The organism is Paenibacillus alvei DSM 29, from assembly GCF_000293805.1.
In the GTDB taxonomy this organism is placed as follows: Bacteria; Bacillota; Bacilli; order Paenibacillales; family Paenibacillaceae; genus Paenibacillus_B; species Paenibacillus_B alvei.
In genome coordinates this window covers 111,019-128,514 of sequence record NZ_AMBZ01000001.1, presented here as the reverse complement: position 1 = coordinate 128,514, position 17,496 = coordinate 111,019, and the positions used below count along the sequence as shown (strand labels likewise).

The 17,496-nt window shown below is 45.9% G+C and carries 25 protein-coding genes; 24 read left to right on the top strand and 1 reads right to left on the bottom strand.

What is annotated here, in order from left to right:
• The first annotated feature begins 94 nt into the window (after positions 1–94).
• The 4 genes from PAV_RS32045 (at position 95) to PAV_RS35730 (ending at position 2,896) form a co-directional block, all read left to right on the top strand.
• Entirely contained in the window at positions 95–1,057 is a 963-nt protein-coding gene (locus tag PAV_RS32045; protein WP_005542756.1) for a phage replisome organizer N-terminal domain-containing protein, read from the top strand.
• Positions 984–1,292 carry a replicative helicase loader/inhibitor gene (locus tag PAV_RS00720; RefSeq protein ID WP_081505648.1) on the top strand — a complete coding sequence of 103 codons (309 nt, stop codon included), beginning with the start codon at positions 984–986 and terminating at the stop codon, positions 1,290–1,292. Before PAV_RS32045 ends, PAV_RS00720 begins: the two co-directional genes overlap by 74 nt.
• A gap of 115 nt (positions 1,293–1,407) precedes the next feature.
• On the top strand, positions 1,408–2,049 hold the full coding sequence (locus tag PAV_RS00715; RefSeq protein ID WP_005542755.1) for a BRO-N domain-containing protein: 642 nt from the start codon (positions 1,408–1,410) through the stop codon (positions 2,047–2,049).
• A 22-nt stretch (positions 2,050–2,071) separates the two neighbouring features.
• Positions 2,072–2,896: a hypothetical protein gene (locus tag PAV_RS35730; protein WP_005542754.1), complete on the top strand. Its 825-nt coding sequence runs from the start codon at positions 2,072–2,074 to the stop codon at positions 2,894–2,896.
• A 33-nt stretch (positions 2,897–2,929) separates the two neighbouring features.
• Here the strand turns inward: PAV_RS35730 and PAV_RS00705 are convergent, their stop codons facing one another.
• Entirely contained in the window at positions 2,930–3,109 is a 180-nt protein-coding gene (locus tag PAV_RS00705) for a hypothetical protein (RefSeq protein ID WP_005542753.1), read from the bottom strand.
• A 90-nt stretch (positions 3,110–3,199) separates the two neighbouring features.
• Between PAV_RS00705 and PAV_RS35190 the strand changes: the two genes are divergently transcribed.
• From PAV_RS35190 to PAV_RS00615, 20 genes are all read left to right on the top strand, one after another.
• Positions 3,200–3,376 carry a hypothetical protein gene (locus tag PAV_RS35190; RefSeq protein WP_005542749.1) on the top strand — a complete coding sequence of 59 codons (177 nt, stop codon included), beginning with the start codon at positions 3,200–3,202 and terminating at the stop codon, positions 3,374–3,376.
• Positions 3,377–3,511: 135 nt separating this feature from the next.
• Positions 3,512–3,658: a hypothetical protein gene (locus tag PAV_RS34365; RefSeq protein WP_156159914.1), complete on the top strand. Its 147-nt coding sequence runs from the start codon at positions 3,512–3,514 to the stop codon at positions 3,656–3,658.
• Positions 3,659–3,725: 67 nt separating this feature from the next.
• A complete protein-coding gene (locus PAV_RS00700; protein WP_005542745.1) occupies positions 3,726–4,016 on the top strand; it encodes an AbrB/MazE/SpoVT family DNA-binding domain-containing protein in 291 nt (96 codons plus the stop codon).
• Positions 4,017–4,018: 2 nt separating this feature from the next.
• Positions 4,019–4,723: a hypothetical protein gene (locus PAV_RS32040; RefSeq protein WP_005542743.1), complete on the top strand. Its 705-nt coding sequence runs from the start codon at positions 4,019–4,021 to the stop codon at positions 4,721–4,723.
• Between the two features lie 193 nt (positions 4,724–4,916).
• A complete protein-coding gene (locus PAV_RS00685) occupies positions 4,917–6,227 on the top strand; it encodes an AAA family ATPase (RefSeq protein ID WP_005542740.1) in 1,311 nt (436 codons plus the stop codon).
• Entirely contained in the window at positions 6,227–7,315 is a 1,089-nt protein-coding gene (locus tag PAV_RS00680) for an ATP-binding protein (RefSeq protein WP_005542739.1), read from the top strand. Before PAV_RS00685 ends, PAV_RS00680 begins: the two co-directional genes overlap by 1 nt.
• Before the next feature lie 21 nt (positions 7,316–7,336).
• The gene (locus tag PAV_RS00675; protein WP_005542738.1) at positions 7,337–7,927 is read left to right on the top strand and encodes a hypothetical protein; all 591 of its coding nucleotides are present in this window, start codon (positions 7,337–7,339) and stop codon (positions 7,925–7,927) included.
• Between the two features lie 9 nt (positions 7,928–7,936).
• Complete coding sequence (locus tag PAV_RS33025) at positions 7,937–10,537, top strand: DEAD/DEAH box helicase family protein (RefSeq protein WP_005542737.1); 2,601 nt, start codon at positions 7,937–7,939, stop codon at positions 10,535–10,537.
• On the top strand, positions 10,538–10,804 hold the full coding sequence (locus PAV_RS00665; RefSeq protein ID WP_005542736.1) for a hypothetical protein: 267 nt from the start codon (positions 10,538–10,540) through the stop codon (positions 10,802–10,804).
• A 12-nt stretch (positions 10,805–10,816) separates the two neighbouring features.
• Positions 10,817–11,206, top strand: a complete 390-nt coding sequence (locus PAV_RS34360) for a DUF3797 domain-containing protein (protein WP_005542735.1) — start codon at positions 10,817–10,819, stop codon at positions 11,204–11,206.
• A 27-nt stretch (positions 11,207–11,233) separates the two neighbouring features.
• The gene (locus PAV_RS00655; protein WP_005542733.1) at positions 11,234–11,464 is read left to right on the top strand and encodes a hypothetical protein; all 231 of its coding nucleotides are present in this window, start codon (positions 11,234–11,236) and stop codon (positions 11,462–11,464) included.
• A 3-nt stretch (positions 11,465–11,467) separates the two neighbouring features.
• Complete coding sequence (locus PAV_RS35725) at positions 11,468–11,698, top strand: hypothetical protein (RefSeq protein WP_005542732.1); 231 nt, start codon at positions 11,468–11,470, stop codon at positions 11,696–11,698.
• 38 nt (positions 11,699–11,736) lie between these two features.
• Positions 11,737–12,072 (top strand): HNH endonuclease signature motif containing protein, encoded by a 336-nt coding sequence (locus PAV_RS35720; RefSeq protein ID WP_005542731.1) that lies wholly within the window; start codon positions 11,737–11,739, stop codon positions 12,070–12,072.
• Positions 12,073–12,096: 24 nt separating this feature from the next.
• Positions 12,097–14,367 (top strand): AAA family ATPase, encoded by a 2,271-nt coding sequence (locus tag PAV_RS00645; RefSeq protein ID WP_005542730.1) that lies wholly within the window; start codon positions 12,097–12,099, stop codon positions 14,365–14,367.
• 300 nt (positions 14,368–14,667) lie between these two features.
• The gene (locus PAV_RS00640; RefSeq protein WP_005542729.1) at positions 14,668–14,907 is read left to right on the top strand and encodes a hypothetical protein; all 240 of its coding nucleotides are present in this window, start codon (positions 14,668–14,670) and stop codon (positions 14,905–14,907) included.
• Positions 14,897–15,298, top strand: coding sequence for a RusA family crossover junction endodeoxyribonuclease (locus tag PAV_RS00635; RefSeq protein WP_005542728.1), 402 nt, complete (start codon positions 14,897–14,899; stop codon positions 15,296–15,298). Before PAV_RS00640 ends, PAV_RS00635 begins: the two co-directional genes overlap by 11 nt.
• Positions 15,299–15,300: 2 nt before the next feature.
• Complete coding sequence (locus PAV_RS00630; protein WP_005542727.1) at positions 15,301–15,519, top strand: hypothetical protein; 219 nt, start codon at positions 15,301–15,303, stop codon at positions 15,517–15,519.
• A 4-nt stretch (positions 15,520–15,523) separates the two neighbouring features.
• Positions 15,524–16,594, top strand: a complete 1,071-nt coding sequence (locus tag PAV_RS00625) for a sigma-70 family RNA polymerase sigma factor (RefSeq protein WP_005542725.1) — start codon at positions 15,524–15,526, stop codon at positions 16,592–16,594.
• Positions 16,587–16,781 carry a hypothetical protein gene (locus PAV_RS00620; RefSeq protein WP_005542723.1) on the top strand — a complete coding sequence of 65 codons (195 nt, stop codon included), beginning with the start codon at positions 16,587–16,589 and terminating at the stop codon, positions 16,779–16,781. Before PAV_RS00625 ends, PAV_RS00620 begins: the two co-directional genes overlap by 8 nt.
• A complete protein-coding gene (locus PAV_RS00615) occupies positions 16,768–17,418 on the top strand; it encodes an Rcat domain-containing protein (protein ID WP_005542721.1) in 651 nt (216 codons plus the stop codon). Before PAV_RS00620 ends, PAV_RS00615 begins: the two co-directional genes overlap by 14 nt.
• The last annotated feature ends 78 nt before the right edge of the window (positions 17,419–17,496 follow it).

Sequence of the window (17,496 nt, the reverse complement as noted above, 5' to 3'; positions counted from 1 at the left end):
AAAAAAGACCCTTTGCAGAGGGTCAGCTTGAAAACAAAAGTTACGGCAATTGTATACAAAATTTTGCTCCTTTGCAATAGGAGGGAGAAATCACGTGTCAGAAATCAAGTGGATTAAGTTAAGTGTCGGGTTATTTGACAACAAGAAAATAGAGGTTATAGAAACCCTTCCAGAAGCAGATACGCTCATCGTTATTTGGCTAAAGCTCCTTACTATGGCTGGAAAGTCTAACGCTGGCGGTTCAATCATGCTTACCGACACCATTCCTTATACAGAAGACCAACTCATTTCATTGATGAACAGACCAATCACAACCGTAAGGGCTGCGTTCAATCTGTTCAAACAATACGGAATGATCGAGATTTGGGAAGATGGTCGGGTTTACTTATCTAGTTGGGAGAAACACCAAAATGTTGACGGTATGGAGCGCATTAGAGAGCTAGACCGGAATCGAAAGAGGAAGCAACGTGAAAAGCAACGCGCGCTACTTCTTCAAGAGAGTGGAAATAGTCACGTGACAGTCACGGGACAAGTCACAGAATCAGACGTGACAAATCGTGACAGTCACGCAACAGATATAGATATAGATATAGATATAGAAAAAGATAATACCTTATCTCATCAAAAATATGATGAGGGAAATGTCTACTTTCAAATGGCATTATATTTTCATCGGAAAGTGATGGAGCATGCAGAAGCAAACAAGGTTGCTCATTTGATAAGAAAACCCAATATGCAAAATTGGTCGGATGATTTCAGAAAGATAATCGAATTAGATAAACGTGATACCAAGGAGCTTCAAACCGTTATCGACTGGTGTACAACAAATTCATTTTGGAGTTCTGTTGTTCTAAGCCCCAAGAAGCTCAGGGAGAAATACACGGAACTTGGCTTGCAGATGAAGCGAAAGCCTAGTTCAAATACAGCGAACCGGACAGATGCCAACAAAGATTTATTACGGCGCAGAATGGAGGAGGTACAGAATGAGTCCGAAGGAGACACTTCAAATCCTTTCCTTGCTCTCAACGGCGTACCCGACGGTAACCCTAACGGATGAATATATCAAGCTTTGGGAAATGATGATGCGCAACGTTCGTTTTGATGTAGCTATCAATAACCTTACTAACCATATTCAAAATTCAAAATATCCGCCTACGATTGCCGAGGTTTCGGCTTCGTCAGGTAGTGTAAACGCAGAGCGAAAGAAGCAAGAGACAATCGAACGACTGGCAATGCTTGAGGGCTGGAATAGCGCCGCTTGCTTGCCAGCAGGAGGGAACCGGAATGATTAGTCAATTCGCGAGTATTGAAACGGAACAGTCGGCGCATTCGAAAAGAGGCATTCTTGGAGTGGATCGAATCACTTGAAAGGAATGGAGAGAAATCGTGGGAAGGAGATAAACCAGCATGAACATTCGTGTAGAGAACTGGAACGGTTGTGATATCCGGTTTATCGAAAAGGAACCTAATGACTGGTGGGCAGTGGCTGCCGATGTGACAAAAGCTTTAGGGCTTAAGCAAGTAACAAGAGCTCTTAGCGGACTTAAGGACGGGGTTACTACAAGTAAGGTAGGGGTAAAGACTGGCGAGAAGCGTGACGGTTCGCCTGCGATGCAAGAAATTGACATGAATATCATCAACGAAAAGTCGATTTACAAGCTCGTGTTCAAAAGCAAGAAGAAGGAAGCTGAAGCTTTTCAGGATTGGGTATTCGACATCATTAAAGCGCTCCGCCAATCCACTGGTTTGGAAGGGTTCCAAATCTTCCGCATGTTGGACAAGGATCACCAGCGAGAAGCAATGCGTAATCTAAGTGGTTCTTTGCGGCAACCGGTTAGACGAGACTTTATCAAAGCCAACACCATAGCAGACAAGGCAGTATCGTCTAAGTTTGGTCATCCGAAGATGCTGAAAAAGAACCAGATGACTCCTGACATGTTGGTAGCTCGGCAGCCGATCCTAGAGGATACGGTGAGTCTAATGTCCATGGTGGATCACTTCAAACTTGATCTATCAGTAAGTAAGACAATTTATGAGAAGCATGCTTAATAGAAAGGGGAAGCGAAGCGGCATGAACAGAGATCGAATGAACTCAGCAATGCAAGGTTGGATGGCGTCTCAGAAAAAGCAGGAGGTCATAACTGGCCAATTGGTTGTTGAGGAAGGAAAGGTATCGCTGCAGCGAGAAGACGGCAGCCTGGTTGAATTAAGCAAGTCGGATCGCATCGAGGTCATGAACGGCAATAGATTCGAGCCAGCGCCGTATTCACGGATTATCGAAAAGGTGGATTCGGCAGGGTGGCCAATCTATGCTGGGCTATACGCATCGGTAGAACGGCCTGTTAAAAAGGTGGATATAAGGACGGCCTTATGGAATGAGATAAGCGACACCTGTGAAGAAATCTATGAAGGCATAATTGGCGATGTAGACGGCGCTATAAAGATTCAGGATGCTGTCGAGGGATATTTAAACGCTTGTTGTATAGAACGAGTTCAGATTCATGCTAATTCACAAGCTGCCCTTGCTGAATCTCAATGTCGTGTACAAAACTTGTCACATCCCAGGAATGAGGATATGAACATGAAGCAATGCGGAAATGAACAGGTTCACCTGGAACCTGGGGCAGTTGTTTTTATTGATGATAGGGAAAAGGCCGCCAAGAATGAGCGACCAGTGTTGCTAGGTAGTAATTGTTCTATTCGTCTTGATAGCCAAATCAAAAAGGGAGGTACCACTATGTTTTCATTCTTTAAGAATAAACGAGTATCGGAATTAGAAAAACGAGTAAGCGCTCTGGAGTCTGAAAGAGACCGACTGGTGAATAAGGCTGACTCCATTATTGAAATGCTTCAAGATGAGTTCAATGAGAAGTTCAAAAAGTTAGAAGAAAAATAATAAGCCGCTGTGGTGGCAGCGACTTATAAGGACTTATTTGAGAAGTTCTTTGATGCTCTTCTCGATTGCAGCGTTATTTTCATCGATCACCTTAGAAATGGCTTTTGTGAGTATATCGACGTCTTTTTCAGGGATACTCAAGCCACTCAGATGCAAGTCAATCGTACGCTTGATATTGCTTTCAATTTGCAACTTGTTTAAACCAAAACCCATAGTTTCCACCTCCTCCCCTTCAATGGGACAACTCTATTGTAATAGGGATGAGTAATAGATTACAGCCATAAAAAGGAAAGGGGAATCCGCATGGATACAAAGGAAGTCATTGACCACTGCCCCGTATGTCAGGAAGAAATCTTCTTCGGGCAGGTAGCGTGGAAAGTAGGCCCTGAACTGTGCTGCTCGGTAGATCACATGCTCAAGCAGGCAAAGGTGGTTATTGTAATTGCAGGACAGGAAGTGGGGCCGTCTCATGCCTATTAATGATAGTCTCCTGGACCATCTGGCAGATCGTTACGTTCGTGAATGCATTGATCCAGCGCGCTATCCATTTGCTAGATGGGCTGCAGTAGAGGCTGAGAAGTTAGGCTTTAGATTCTAACAAGGAGGTGATATGTGTTGTCGCGAGAGAAACGACTGCTGGTATGTATCAACTTGTTGTTGCTCGCCATTGAATCAGAATCTTATCGGACGCGTGATGTGTACCTGCGGCAGTTTCGAATGGTTGCAAGCAGGCTGAAAAAGAAACAGCTCCAAGCGGGGTAGGAGCCGCAAGGAGCTAATCAATCCAAGAATTCTACAGCCAGTGTATCACTGGCAGAAGGAGAAATCAATGAAATCAACTGGTATTGTACGTAATCTTGATAATCTTGGCCGTCTTGTCATTCCGGTGGAGCTGCGTAAAACATTGCAAATCGGACAGAAGGATGCAATCGAAATATTTACCGATGGAGAGCGAATCGTTCTCCAGAAACACGGGGCAGGTTGCAGCCTTTGTGGATCGAAGGAAAAGAGCCTGAAAAAATACGCGGCGCAAGGCCGACTCTGTGTCGATTGCATCAATCTAATTGCTGATCGCCGACAGCAGATCCTTGAGCAACCGAACGTTGGAGAGGAGGTCTAGATATGGGTTGCGATATCCATTTGTTTGTAGAGCGTAAAGGCGACGACGGGCTTTGGCGTGCAGTTATGGGTGTAAACGAACCAAAAATCGAGGAACTTCGCTCATATATCCAAAAAGACAAAGAACGAGGAGTAACAACAGTTTATTGGGAAACTCGTTTGCAAGAGGAAGAGGCGGGTACGTTCAACTTCTTACATGACGGTCGCAATTATAATCTCTTTTCAATTTTGGCAGGTGTACGTAACAACCATAGAATTAGTGCAATTTCTGAGCCGAGAGGCTTGCCTGATGATGTTACAGAAAAGGTTGAATCTATTTCAGATGAATGGGGCAGTGACGGCCACAGCCACTCATATTTATCTGCGACCGAGCTAGTACAATTCGATTGGAATCAATTCATTAAGTTGGAAGGCTGGGTTGACGCTAACAACTACAAAGAGTTTAAGGAAAAAGGTTCACCTTTTATGTGGAGCCGTTCAGTTGGTGGCGGAAGTGCGGATCACGTTACGCACTATGACATGGAAAGCTTCATTGCAAAAGATGATAATTATTTTTCGTTTGGAAGTACACCGTACACACTTGTTCAATGGGAGAAGTCATACAGAGATTGTGTAGGTTCCTTTTATACATGGTCTATCCCAAAAATTAAAGAATTAGCTGGTAATGATCTTGAGAGTGTCCGAATTGTATTCTGGTTTGACAACTAATGATCGTTTTAAAAGGCGATGAAGTCAAACTCAAGTCCGGAGAAACTGCGGTAGTTATAGATGTTTGGGGAGTCGCTCGTCTTTGGTGCAAATTGAAGACGAATGACGGGAAAGTCATTTTCGTAATGGCTGCTGAATCTATAGATTCTATCATTCGGCGATACTTCGAAAAAAGAAAGGGATGGGGAACAAAGTGATCAAGATTAACAAGCTTGAGATTGAGAATGTCAAACGGGTTAAAGCCGTCAAGATAGAGCCGACTGCTTCGGGACTCACCATTGTTGGCGGTAAGAATAAACAAGGTAAAACGAGTGTACTGGATGCGATTGCGTGGGGATTGGGCGGCAATAAATATCGGCCGTCACAGGCAACAAGAGAAGGCAGCGTTATCCCGCCTAACTTGCACATTGTGATGTCTAACGGATTGATTGTTGAGCGGAAAGGCAAAAACTCCGATTTGAAGGTCATTGATCCGAATGGCCAGAAAGGCGGGCAGCAGCTGCTTGATAGTTTCGTAGAAGAGTTGGCCATTGACTTGCCTAAATTCATGAATTCTTCCAATAAGGAGAAAGCCAACATCCTGCTGCGCATCATTGGAGTTGGAAGCCAACTGCACGAGTTGGAGCAGCAGGAACAGGAGATTTATAACCGACGCCACGCCATTGGACAGATTGCCGATCAAAAGGAGAAGTTCGCCAAGGAACAACCGTATTTTACGGATGCCCCGAAGGAGCCTATTTCAGCATCGGAGCTGATTCGGCAGCAACAGGAGATTTTGGCCAAGAATGGAGAGAATCAACGCAAGCGGCAGCGTGTGGTACAGATACAAGCGGAGTTCGAGAGCCAAGGCCGCGAACTTAACCGTTTAACAGCAATGCTGAATGAAGCTCAAGCCAAATACACGCAGCTGCAGGAGGATTTAGCAATCGCTCAAAGGGATGCCTTGGATCTACACGACGAATCAACAGAGGCGCTTGAGAACAACATCCGGCAAATTGATGAAATCAACCGGAAAGTTCGGGCGAACTTGGACAAAGACAAGGCAGAGACGGACGCCAGTGACTATCGCGTCCAATACGACAAGCTGACTGCTGAGATCAATGCGATCCGCCAGCAAAAAACAGACTTGCTTACCAATGCTAATCTGCCGCTTCCTGGTCTGTCTGTAGAGGATGGGGAGCTCATCTATAACGGCCAGAAGTGGGATAACATGAGTGGCGCGGATCAGTTGCAGGTTTCCACAGCAATTGTTCGCAAGCTGAAACCAGACTGCGGATTTATCCTATTAGACAAATTGGAACAAATGGATTTAGACACGCTTCAAGAGTTTGGCCAATGGTTGGAGCAAGAAGGACTGCAAGCCATTGCGACTCGAGTCAGTACCGGCAACGAATGTTCCATCATTATCGAGGATGGTTATGTTGTCGGCCAGGAACAGCCGAACATTGTGCAGCCTCCTGTACATCAAGAAACAAAGACTACTTGGAAAGCAGGTGAATTCTAATGGAAGTGATCAGCGGAAAAGTAAAGAAGGCAAAGAAGGTTGTTCTTTACGGTCCGGAGGGGATCGGGAAATCTTGCTTAGCGGCACAGTTTCCCAATCCGATCTTTATTGATACAGAAGGATCCACCACAGAGATGGACGTTCAACGTGTTAAGAAGCCTTCAAGTTGGGAAATGATCAATCAACAAGTCGGCTGGGTGAAGCAGCAGGCTGGCAGGTTCGGGACGTTGGTTATCGATACGATTGACTGGGCTGAAATGATGTGCGTGGAAAGTATCTGCGCCCAGCACGGGAAAAAGGGCGTCGAAGATTTTGGATACGGAAAGGGATATGTTTATGTATCCGAAGAATTCGGCCGTTTCCTGAATCTGCTCAGCGATGTTGTTGAAGCAGGTATCAATGTCGTTCTCGTTGCGCATGCCCAAATCGTGAAATTTGAGCAGCCGGACGAGATGGGGTCGTATGACCGCTATCAGCTCAAACTTGGACAAAAGACCAGCTCCCGAACGGCGCCGCTGGTTAAGGAATGGGCGGATATGGTGCTGTTTATCAATTACAAGACATTCAGCGTTGCCGCAGATGACAAAGGTCGCAAGCACAAGGCGCAGGGAGGTGCCCGCACGGTCTACGCTACTCATCACCCTGCATGGGATGCGAAAAATCGTCACGGACTACCGGATGAGTTCCCATTGGACTATGCACATATTGCACATATTTTCACCGGTTCTGTACAGGCAGCAGCGTCTGCAGTACCGGTGACACCGCCGCCTGTAGTAAATACGCCGACACAGCCTGTGCAGCAACCCTCTATCCAGACGGAAGTGCAGCAGCCGCAACAGGCACAACAGCCAGTTGCCGAAGGATACGAGTTGAATCCTAATATACCACCGTCTCTACGGGATCTGATGATTCAACACCAGGTGAAAGAGTATGAGATTCAGATTGTTGTGAGTCAAAAAGGATACTATCCAGTTGATACGCCTATTGCCAACTATGACTCAGGTTTTATTGAGGGCGTACTGGTAGGGGCATGGCCTCAAGTATTCGGGATGATTCAGGAAGCTAGAAATCAGATTCCATTTAATTAATAACAACGGGAGGAATTATACATGAGCCAAAATATTGAACGTGAACTTGGATGGGATGACGAAATTGTCAAGGACGGCGGGGATTTTGTTCTCTTGCCAGAAGGGGATTATAACTTCACAGTCACAAAGTTTGAACGTGGTCGTTTTACGGGTAGCGACAAGATGCCAGCCTGCAACCAGGCTAAGTTGGAATTGAAGATACATTGCCCGCAAAATGGTGATGTAACAATCTTCCACAACCTCTTCCTTCACACCAAAACAGAAGGGCTGTTGTCCGCATTCTTTAGCGCGATTGGGCAGAAGAAGAAGGGCGAGCCATTGCGCATGAACTGGAATGCTGTGATTGGTGCAAAAGGTCGTTGCCAAATCGAACATCACAAGTACAAGAAGGATGGCCGAGAACTTGTAAACAATCAAGTCAAACGATTTTATCCATACGATGAATACTTGAAGCAAGTGCAAGGAAACGCTATCCAGCCACAGCAAACGCAACAGAGCTATCAGCAACAACCACAGCAACAATATAACCAACCTCCTCAACAGCAGGCGCAATATCAAGCCCCATTCCCAACGAACCAGCAGGGTGGAGGCTTCACGCCTGGCCAGTTTTAGGAGGGCGTCATGGAACTTAGAAACTATCAGCAGGAGGCGCGTCAGTCGATTCAAAGCGAGTGGGAAAAGGGTGTTCAACGAACGTTACTTGTCCTTCCGACAGGATGTCATGCAGAAGATGAGCAGCTATTACTAGCAAATGGTGAGAGCATTAAAGTCCAAGATATTCGACTAGGGGATCATTTGCTAGGGGCAGACGGAGGTCTTAGAAATGTTCTTCATATTCAAAAAGGTCACTCTGATTTATATCGAGTGACCCCTGTTAAGGGAAAAGCTTTCGTCGTAACTGCTGATCATAAACTGACCCTGATCCATACAACGACTGGTGAATTATGTGATGTAACAGTTGAAGAATGGCAACTATGGAGCAACAATAAGAAACATTTGCATAAATTGATTCGCAGTTCGGCTATTAAAAGCTTCCCAGAAGCTGAAAAGAATAAGTTACCTCTATCACCTTATATTCTTGGGGTCATGCTTGGTGATGGTGGACTAAAACATTCAATAAATGTAACAACGCCTCATGAAGAAATTGCAGAAGAGTTAGAGCGTGAAGCCCAGCACTGGGGAATGTGGTTAGAAAAAAAACCAGCGGGCAAAGCATCAACGTATGTCTTTAAAGGTGGTAGTGTCGGCTGCAAAGGAGGAAAGCTACATCAGGTCTTATCTGATTTAGGGTTACGAAGATGTGGATCAGGTGATAAGTTTGTTCCTCAAAAATATAAAACCTTACCTATAGATTATCGCTTAGAAGTTATTGCGGGGCTTTTGGACACAGACGGTCATTATACAGTAGGCGGATATGATTTTGTTTCAAAATCACATGAATTAGCTTCTGATTTGGTTTTTATGTGTCGGTCAGTTGGTTTGGCGGCCTATCTTACAGAAACAACAAAACGGTGTCAGGATGGTTTTTCCGGAATTTATTATCGAGTTTCAATCAGTGGTGACTGTTCATTCATCCCATGTCGAGTGAAAAAGAAACAATCAGCAACGAGAAAACAGAAAAAAGATGTCCTTCGTACAGGGTTTCAAATTGAAAAAGTGGATGCAGGAAACTATGTTGGGATAACTGTCGATGGTGACAATCGATACTTACTGGATGACTTTACAATTACTCATAATTGCGGGAAGACGATTGTATTTTCAAAGGTGATAGAGGATCGGGTAAGGCTGGGCGAGCGTGTGCTCGTCCTTGCCCACCGGAGTGAGCTGCTTGACCAGGCTTCTGACAAGTTGGAGAAATCAACTGGATTAAAGACAGCAACTGAGAAAGCTGAACAGACATCGATCGGCAGCTGGTACCGTGTTGTTGTTGGCAGCGTGCAGACGATGATGCGAGAAAAACGGCTGCAGCAATTCAATAAGGACTTTTTTGACACGATCATCATAGACGAAGCGCACCATTGTATATCTGACAGTTATCAACGTGTCTTGCAATACTTCGAGGGAGCCAATGTGCTGGGCGTGACGGCTACGCCGGATCGCGGCGACATGCGCAACCTGGGCGCTTACTTCGAAAGTTTGGCTTATGAGTATACGCTGCCCAAGGCTATCAAGGAAGGGTATCTTAGCCCAATCAAGGCCATGACTATTCCTCTCAAGCTGGATCTATCTGCTGTTGGCCAGCAGGCGGGTGACTTCAAAAGTAGCGACTTGGGCACAGCATTGGATCCGTATCTTGATTCAATTGCTGCTGAAATGTGGAAAGTGGCCAAGGATAGGAAAATCGTCGTGTTCCTTCCGCTCGTCAAGACTTCACAGAAGTTTACACGGATCCTGAACGAGATTGGATTCAAGGCAGCTGAAGTAAATGGTGAATCGCAGGATAGGGCGGAAGTGCTGGCCGACTTTGACAGCGGGAAGTATAACGTCCTGTGCAATTCCATGCTGCTCACAGAAGGCTGGGACTGCCCTAGTGTGGATTGTGTTGTGGTCTTGCGGCCAACAAAGGTTCGCAGCTTATATAGCCAGATGATTGGGCGTGGTACCCGACTGTTCCCTAGCAAAACTGAATTACTATTACTAGATTTCTTGTGGCACACCGAGCGTCACGAGCTCTGCCATCCGGCTCATTTGATTGCTGAGAACGAAGAGATTGCCAAGGCCATGACCAAGCAGATCGAAGAGGCAGGCATTCCGCTGGATCTTGAGACGGTGGAGAAACAGGCTGCCGAAGATGTCATTGCTCAGCGCGAGGAAGCATTGGCCAAGCAACTAGAAGAGATGAAACGCCGCAAGCGTAAGCTCGTGGATCCGCTGCAGTTCGAAATGAGCATTCAAGCCGAGGATCTGGCAAGCTATGTTCCATCGTTCGGTTGGGAAATGGCACCACCTAGTGATGCACAAATAAAGACGCTTGAGAAGCTGGGTATTATGCCTGACGACATTCATAACGCTGGTAAAGCTACGAAGCTGCTCGAACGATTGGATAAACGTCGTGAAGAAGGTCTGACCACTCCGAAGCAAATCCGTTTCTTGGAGCAACGTGGATTTGAACACGTTGGAACCTGGGCCTTTGATTCGGCCAAGCGCTTGATTGATCGCATTGCTGGCAATGGATGGCGCGTTCCAGATGGAATCAATCCTAAAGAGTACCGTGGGGAATAAATGGAGCTAAAGATTCAGTTTTATAAAGGGATACGACTCGGACTGATCAATCGCAATTATAAAGGGTGTGCCGCCAGACGTTTTACGCTTGGCGGTACAAACCAAAACGTCTGGATTCCTTGCAAGCATCTTGAAAATGACGGAACCATTAGATCAGGCGAGAACATTGATTATGTTTTCCGCAAGGCGCAGCGCCAGCTTGAGCTTGCTGGATATTACGATCCGATACCAGGAATCAAGCGTAAATCATCGGACAAAAAAGTCTAGGAGGAAGCAAAATTGGACATTCGAGAATCAAGCGCATTAATGAAAAAATATAACAATTGCCCTGAATGCGGAAATGACAAAATCGGCGGAACACCATCCGAAGGATCCTTAATTATTGAGGATGAGGTTTTTACTCGCAGCTGCAAGTGTGGCTGGAAAGTGGTCGTTGATCGCAGAATCAAATGCTGTGCATACGCAACTTATAAGTCGAAAGGTAAGACAACAGGTATTTATGAAGTGTCTATTCATGGTCAAGGACATAAAATGCTGCCTCTGAATGAACTTAAGGAGCTATCTGGAGTAAAACGTGTTAATCATTCGGCGAAATTTGAAGAGTGGTTAAACACCACAGAAGGCCGCGACTGGGCATTGAAGGTTACTCCTGCTAGATTGCCGCGATAGTCAAAACAAATTAACCGGAGGTTGAACATGCGAAACACTTTGGGTGATCTGAACAACCATTTATTCGCTCAACTTGAACGCTTGAGTGATGAAGAAATGACCGGAGAAAAGTTGGCTGACGAAATTAATAGAGCAAAGGCTGTAACCAGTGTCGCCTCTCAAATTATCGCAAACGGGACTCTTGTGTTAGAAGCTAAGAAGCTCGTTGATGACAGAATGAATGCAGATACAACTATTCCTAGAATGCTGGAGGGTTAATAGATGTTCCGGTACTCTCCAGAACAAAAAGAGTTTATTCGCGATAATGTTAATGGTCGTTTGGTTCCCGAATTAACCACATTATTCAATACGAGGTTCGGTGTAGAACTTAAACATTCACAAATTCGCGCTTTCATTAAAAACAATGGGTTCAAGAGCGGTATTGACGCGAGATTCAAACAAGGCAGTGTTCCTTTCAACAAAGGAAAAAGGGATTATGTCAAGGTGGGGTAGATACGCAATTCAAAAAAGGTCATAAGCCTCACAACTATGTGCCTGTCGGCTCGGAAAGGGTCAATGGTGACGAGTATGTTGACATTAAGATTGCGGATCCTAATCGATGGCGTGGTAAGCACTTAATAATTTGGGAAAAGCATAATGGCCGTACTGTACCAAAAGGGCATGTTGTTATCTTTGGAGATGGGAACCGACGCAATTTTGAACCGGATAATTTGATTTTGGTATCCCGAGCTCAACTCGCTGTAATGAATAAAAATGGTTTGGTACGAGAGAACGCCGAGCTCACTCGAACTGGAATTATTATAGCGGACATTTACCGCAAAGTCGGCGAACGAAAGCGGAGTAAGCGCGGAAAGGCACAGAAATAAGTACATTAATTGCAGGTGGAAAATATGGAACATAAATTGGATCTGATTGCCCTGCTGACCTACATTGATCCGGCCTTTCTAAGTTATCAAGAATGGATCAACGTCGGCATGGCGCTAAAATATGAAGGCTATACAGCCAGTGATTGGGACGACTGGAGTAAACGGGACGGCGGCAGGTATCATCCTGGAGAATGCTTCAAGAAATGGACGACGTTTGAGGGATCCGGCTTGCCGGTGACAGGCGCCACGATTACTCAGTTGGCCAAGGACAACGGATGGATGCCTCGCAGGGCTAGAGACGATCATGAACTGGATTGGAACGATGAGATTGCTGGCAACGATGAGTATGTTGTCGTTGATAAAAATTGGATTGAGGGCAAGGAGATTCATGAACCAGTAGATTGGAACCCTGTCCAGCAGCTCACTACCTATCTGGCAACATTATTTGAGGCGTCCGAGAATGTCGGCTATGTCGTTGATACCTGGCAGAATGACGATGGAAAATATCTGCCCACCAAGGGTGCATGGGATCGGACAGCCGGTGAGCTGATCCAGGCTCTGAATGAATGTAATGGCGATGTTGGAGCTGTCCTAGGTGACTACAATTCGGCAGCAGGTGCATGGATCCGATTTAATCCTCTTGATGGTAAGGGCGTCAAAAACGAGAACGTCAGCGATTTCCGCTATGCGTTGGTTGAGTCAGACACAATGGACATCGAAAAGCAGAACGCCATTATGCGCGAGCTGGATCTACCAATTGCCGTAATGGTATACAGCGGCGGCAAGAGTATCCACGCAATTGTTCGCATCGATGCGGCCAACTATGACGAATACCGGAAGCGCGTTGACTACCTATACAACGTTTGTAAAAAGAACGGCTTAAACATTGATAATCAGAACCGGAATCCATCCAGGCTGTCCCGTATGCCAGGCGTTGAACGTAAAGAGAAAAAGCAATTTATCATCGATACTAATATCGGTAAGAGCAGCTGGGATGAATGGCAGAACTGGATCGAAGATGTGAACGACGATCTGCCGGATCCAGAAGGACTGACAGATTATTGGAACGACATGCCGAAACTGGCTCCGCCGCTTATCGATGGCGTACTACGGCAGGGACATAAAATGCTAATCGCAGGGCCGTCAAAAGCTGGGAAGTCTTTCAGCTTGATTGAGCTCACTATAGCCATAGCGGAAGGCATCAAGTGGCTGATTTGGCAATGCTCACAGGGTAGGGTGCTATACGTCAATTTGGAACTCGACCGGCCTAGTTGCTTGCATCGATTCAAAGACGTGTACAAGGCTCTGGGGATACCGCCTAGGTATATTGGCAATATCGATATCTGGAATTTGCGGGGTAAGTCGGTGCCGATGGACAAACTGGCACCGAAGCTAATCCGGCGAGCGGCCAAGAAAGGCTACATTGCTATCATAATTGACCCGATCTATAAGGTGCTTACCGGCGACGAGAACAGCGCAGATCAAATGGCTCATTTCACGAACCAATTTGACAAGATAGCGACCGAGCTCGGCGCAAGCGTCATCTATTGCCATCACCATTCTAAGGGTTCTCAGGGCGGCAAGAAATCGATGGATAGAGCCAGTGGCTCCGGTGTATTTGCTCGGGATCCAGACGCACTGATTGACTTGGTAGAGCTAGATTTAACCGAGGCTCTGCTAAAACAGGAAGAGAACAAGGCCATCTGTGCCATTTATAAAAGGTTCTTTGAAAAGCACAACCCTACCTATTTGCAGGATCATGTCTCCCAGGATGACGAATTGAGCGCCAAGGCGATGGAGGAGCATGCCAAGCGCGCAATCTACAACACAGAGCAAGAGGCAGCGCAGGTGGAGATTAAACGCGCTTTGGAGGCTGTCCGTAATCGATCCGCTTGGCGCGTCGAGGGGACGCTGCGGGAATACGCCAAGTTTCCGCCCGTAAACATGTGGTTCCAGTATCCTATTCACCGTGTGGACGACGTCGGCAGCCTGAAAGACATCGAGCCGGAGGGTGAATCGAAACCACCATGGCAGAAAGCGACCGGAAAACGAAAAGAAAAGGCAAAGGAAGAGCGTCGCAGCAAGGCTGAGGAGTTTGCAGACGCTGTAGCAAACTGCAACATGGGAGAGCCACCGACGGTCAAAGATTTGCAGGACTGGTTCTCATCAACCGGCAAAGAAGTCCCTGATCGCACTATTCGGAGCTGGATCACAAAATACGGTTTCAAAATCGATCGAAACAACGGCAATGTTGTCATCAAGTCGGATGAAGATAACGGCAACGACCATGATTGATGCCGAATACAAAACTTGCCGATGATCGGCAATGATCATAATTTTTATGGTTGTTGCCGAGCGGTAACGATCATGGTCGATGTACATTATGCCGAACGGCAATGATCATAATTTCATGGTGCTTGCCGCATCCCTTATATATACACGCGATTATATGTATAGACATAATGACTAATCTATTAAGGTAACCGTAAGGGAGAGAGAAGGTTGCCGCTACTGATTTTGCGGCACCCCCTTCCCTCCCACGTCCTTAACGGTTGCGCGAGAGAAAAAGAGAGAAGAGAAAAGAGGATGATAAAAGTGGGCAAAAAATATTGGGAAGTAGAAACGCCAGAAACAATCGAATTCGGAAATAACTTCATGCGCTGTTATGACAAGGCTGGAAAGCTTCAATTCGGAATTAAATTAAACGGGAACTATATCGTCAAATATGTCATTGATCGAAAAGAGTTGTTCTCCAACGATAATGCAGCAAGTTATTTACGGCAGTTGATAAATGACTGGGAAGAGATGATCGAGGAGCAGAGCGATGACGACTGAATTTTTTATGCCGATGATTCCGCCTACCGCTACGCACCAGGAGAAACAGGTATCCGTGAAGAATGGCAAACCGGTTTTCTATGAACCTGACGATCTTAAAGCGGCTCGAGCAAAATTAACGGCTCATCTTGGGCAGTATGTGCCGAAGCAAAAATACACCGGGGCCCTGCGAGTGATCGTGAAATGGCTATTCCCGATTCCAGAAGGCAGCAAGCATTATGACGGAGAGTGGAAGACGACGAAGCCGGATACACACAACATGAACAAGCTTCCATTCGACATCATGACAGATTTGGGATATTGGACGGATGATGCTATTGTGGCCAGCGAGATTATCGAAAAGTTTTGGGCTAAGCTGCCAGGGATCTATATCAAAATCGAGGAGCTATAACCATGAACTACAGGGCTTTCTACGATGAAGTGGTGAACTGGATCAGCATGGCTAACCAGGTTGCAGCTCAGTATGGAATGACAAGCGAACAGTTTTGGGCATGGGTGGCCGACTCAAGCGCTGCCCTCTGCGATAAATATCAAGAGAATCCATTAGTTGTTAAACAAATGATGATGCTAGCAAATTGGCTTGAGGAAGTTTACGAAAAGCAGAAGGGGTGATCCCTTGGAAGCATATAATCCTCATCTTGGATACGAGGGAGAAGTGATCCAAAACAACATGAGGATGGTTCATGCCGTAGCCAAGAAGTATACCGTAGTCATCGGAAATGGTTTGGACTACGAAGACCTTGTATCGATTGGAACATTTGGACTCATTGAGGCTTTTCGGAATTATGATCCATCTCGATTCAACGGGAGGGTGACAGCTTTTTCAACGTATGCATTCCCAATGATCCGGTGGAGCATTCAAAAGTATTTGAGGAGCAATCGCTATACTGTGCGGGTTCCAAGGTTGATCTTAGATCGCCTATCATTCATTCGCAAACAGGGATGGGCTGATGATTCGGCTGAGGAAATCGTCTTGAAAACTGGATGGAAGCTTGCGGACGTTCAAGATCTTCTGAAACATCTCGAAGGATGGTCGGTGTCGTCACTGGATCAAGTGATTTTTCAGGATGATAAAGAGCTTACGATGTTGGACGTGCTGCCAAGTTTAGCGGATTATTCAGGGATCCATGTCCAGGAGTTCCTTGACGTATTAGCATTGACAGAACGAACCATCCTCACATTACGGATGGAAGGCTTGACGCAAGGCCAAATAGCTAAGCATGTTCATAAATCTCAAGTCTATGTTAGTCGGGTACTCAATCGAATCAAAGACAAGTATTCACGTTTTCAATCTGGAGAATTGACTAGGGAGGAATTTGTCATGAGTAACAAGATTCGTGAAAGTCAGATGTCGTCCATTGAATGGTTTATCGATGAAAAGCTCACTTCCAATCCAACGATTGGACTAAACAAACACGGAATTCATTTTAACCGTCGGGCAACAGACATGATGAAATGTGCAGCTGGCCAGTGCTTGCGTGTTGGCTTCGATTCCACAACAAATCGCCTGGTCATCCAACGTGGGGAGAATGGTCTGAAGTTACGGAAGTGGGATAAGAGCGGCGGGCTTCAGCTGGTCAATAAACAATTGGTTGGTTGGCTGCAGCAGAAAACGGTCGAGCAGAAACGCTATAAGCTCTATGAAAATCAGGGCATGTATTACATTGAGCTCGAAAGCCATGCATGACCCAATCTTTGATGATGTACCTTGGGAGTTTGTCACTGACGAGAACGGCAATGAAATAGGCGCGGTGTACTTGCTTCCGCACGATCCGCCACCACGGCGTCGGCAGAAGCAAAGACGGGAAATTGCTGCGCCTTTGAACCGAACATACATTCTTAATTTGGAGGGGTATTCCAATGAATTGGATTAAGTTGAGTATCAATAACGGTGAAATGAATGGCGTTTTGGAATTGGATAAACTCAGCAATGAAAACAAGGCAGCTTTGATAAATGGGTTTTTCAAGGCATTTGGGGTTGATGAAGTGAAGTCAAATGTTTCAAAAGCGGATGCGACCGTGAACGTTTCTCCCGCCAAGTTTGAGACATCTGATCGTGAAAGAATCATTCCCATGAAAGATATAGTTACACACATGAATGAAGCATCGGCCAAACTCGTTGCATCTCTTTCCCCGATAGCACAACGAATGAAAGAAGTTATGAAACCACCACTCATCAACTCAGAACGAAATTTATCGGTGCAGGTTGGTGAGAAACTTGCTGCAGCTGCGGAAACTGCCAAGGAAAAACCCGAGTGGTGGACGACAGGCATTAAGTATAAGGACGGCGTAGCTCGCCACCGCTGCCGGTACTACTGCCAGAATCCAGGATGCCAGGACAAAAGAAATGTATATATCCGTTTGGATGAATCAGAGGTTAAATGTCACAGCTGTGGCCAAAAGCTTGCTGTACGTCTAGCTACTGGTGAATATGAGGACTTTGACAAAATGATTCCTGAGCGTGACAAGTTCGGCAACTTCTTCATTGCTGATCATCCAGCGATGGAATAGCGAAGCGATAGGGAGGGTTATACCACCCTCCTTGTCAAAATCAACGTAAATTATTCCGGAGATATTCCAAGGAGAGGA

Excerpts from the sequence above, each read along its gene's own strand:
- PAV_RS33025 (WP_005542737.1), top strand. The coding sequence starts at position 7,937 with ATGGAACTTAGAAACTATCAGCAGGAGGCGCGTCAGTCGATTCAAAGC.
- PAV_RS00715 (WP_005542755.1), top strand. The coding sequence starts at position 1,408 with ATGAACATTCGTGTAGAGAACTGGAACGGTTGTGATATCCGGTTTATC.
- PAV_RS00675 (WP_005542738.1), top strand. The coding sequence starts at position 7,337 with ATGAGCCAAAATATTGAACGTGAACTTGGATGGGATGACGAAATTGTC.
- PAV_RS00635 (WP_005542728.1), top strand. The coding sequence starts at position 14,897 with ATGACGACTGAATTTTTTATGCCGATGATTCCGCCTACCGCTACGCAC.
- PAV_RS00615 (WP_005542721.1), top strand. The coding sequence starts at position 16,768 with ATGAATTGGATTAAGTTGAGTATCAATAACGGTGAAATGAATGGCGTT.
- PAV_RS00655 (WP_005542733.1), top strand. The coding sequence starts at position 11,234 with ATGCGAAACACTTTGGGTGATCTGAACAACCATTTATTCGCTCAACTT.
- PAV_RS00665 (WP_005542736.1), top strand. The coding sequence starts at position 10,538 with ATGGAGCTAAAGATTCAGTTTTATAAAGGGATACGACTCGGACTGATC.
- PAV_RS32040 (WP_005542743.1), top strand. The coding sequence starts at position 4,019 with ATGGGTTGCGATATCCATTTGTTTGTAGAGCGTAAAGGCGACGACGGG.
- PAV_RS00705 (WP_005542753.1), bottom strand. The coding sequence starts at position 3,109 with ATGGGTTTTGGTTTAAACAAGTTGCAAATTGAAAGCAATATCAAGCGT.
- PAV_RS00720 (WP_081505648.1), top strand. The coding sequence starts at position 984 with ATGAGTCCGAAGGAGACACTTCAAATCCTTTCCTTGCTCTCAACGGCG.
- PAV_RS35190 (WP_005542749.1), top strand. The coding sequence starts at position 3,200 with ATGGATACAAAGGAAGTCATTGACCACTGCCCCGTATGTCAGGAAGAA.
- PAV_RS35730 (WP_005542754.1), top strand. The coding sequence starts at position 2,072 with ATGAACAGAGATCGAATGAACTCAGCAATGCAAGGTTGGATGGCGTCT.
- PAV_RS00630 (WP_005542727.1), top strand. The coding sequence starts at position 15,301 with ATGAACTACAGGGCTTTCTACGATGAAGTGGTGAACTGGATCAGCATG.
- PAV_RS00680 (WP_005542739.1), top strand. The coding sequence starts at position 6,227 with ATGGAAGTGATCAGCGGAAAAGTAAAGAAGGCAAAGAAGGTTGTTCTT.
- PAV_RS00645 (WP_005542730.1), top strand. The coding sequence starts at position 12,097 with ATGGAACATAAATTGGATCTGATTGCCCTGCTGACCTACATTGATCCG.
- PAV_RS00700 (WP_005542745.1), top strand. The coding sequence starts at position 3,726 with ATGAAATCAACTGGTATTGTACGTAATCTTGATAATCTTGGCCGTCTT.
- PAV_RS35725 (WP_005542732.1), top strand. The coding sequence starts at position 11,468 with ATGTTCCGGTACTCTCCAGAACAAAAAGAGTTTATTCGCGATAATGTT.
- PAV_RS00620 (WP_005542723.1), top strand. The coding sequence starts at position 16,587 with ATGCATGACCCAATCTTTGATGATGTACCTTGGGAGTTTGTCACTGAC.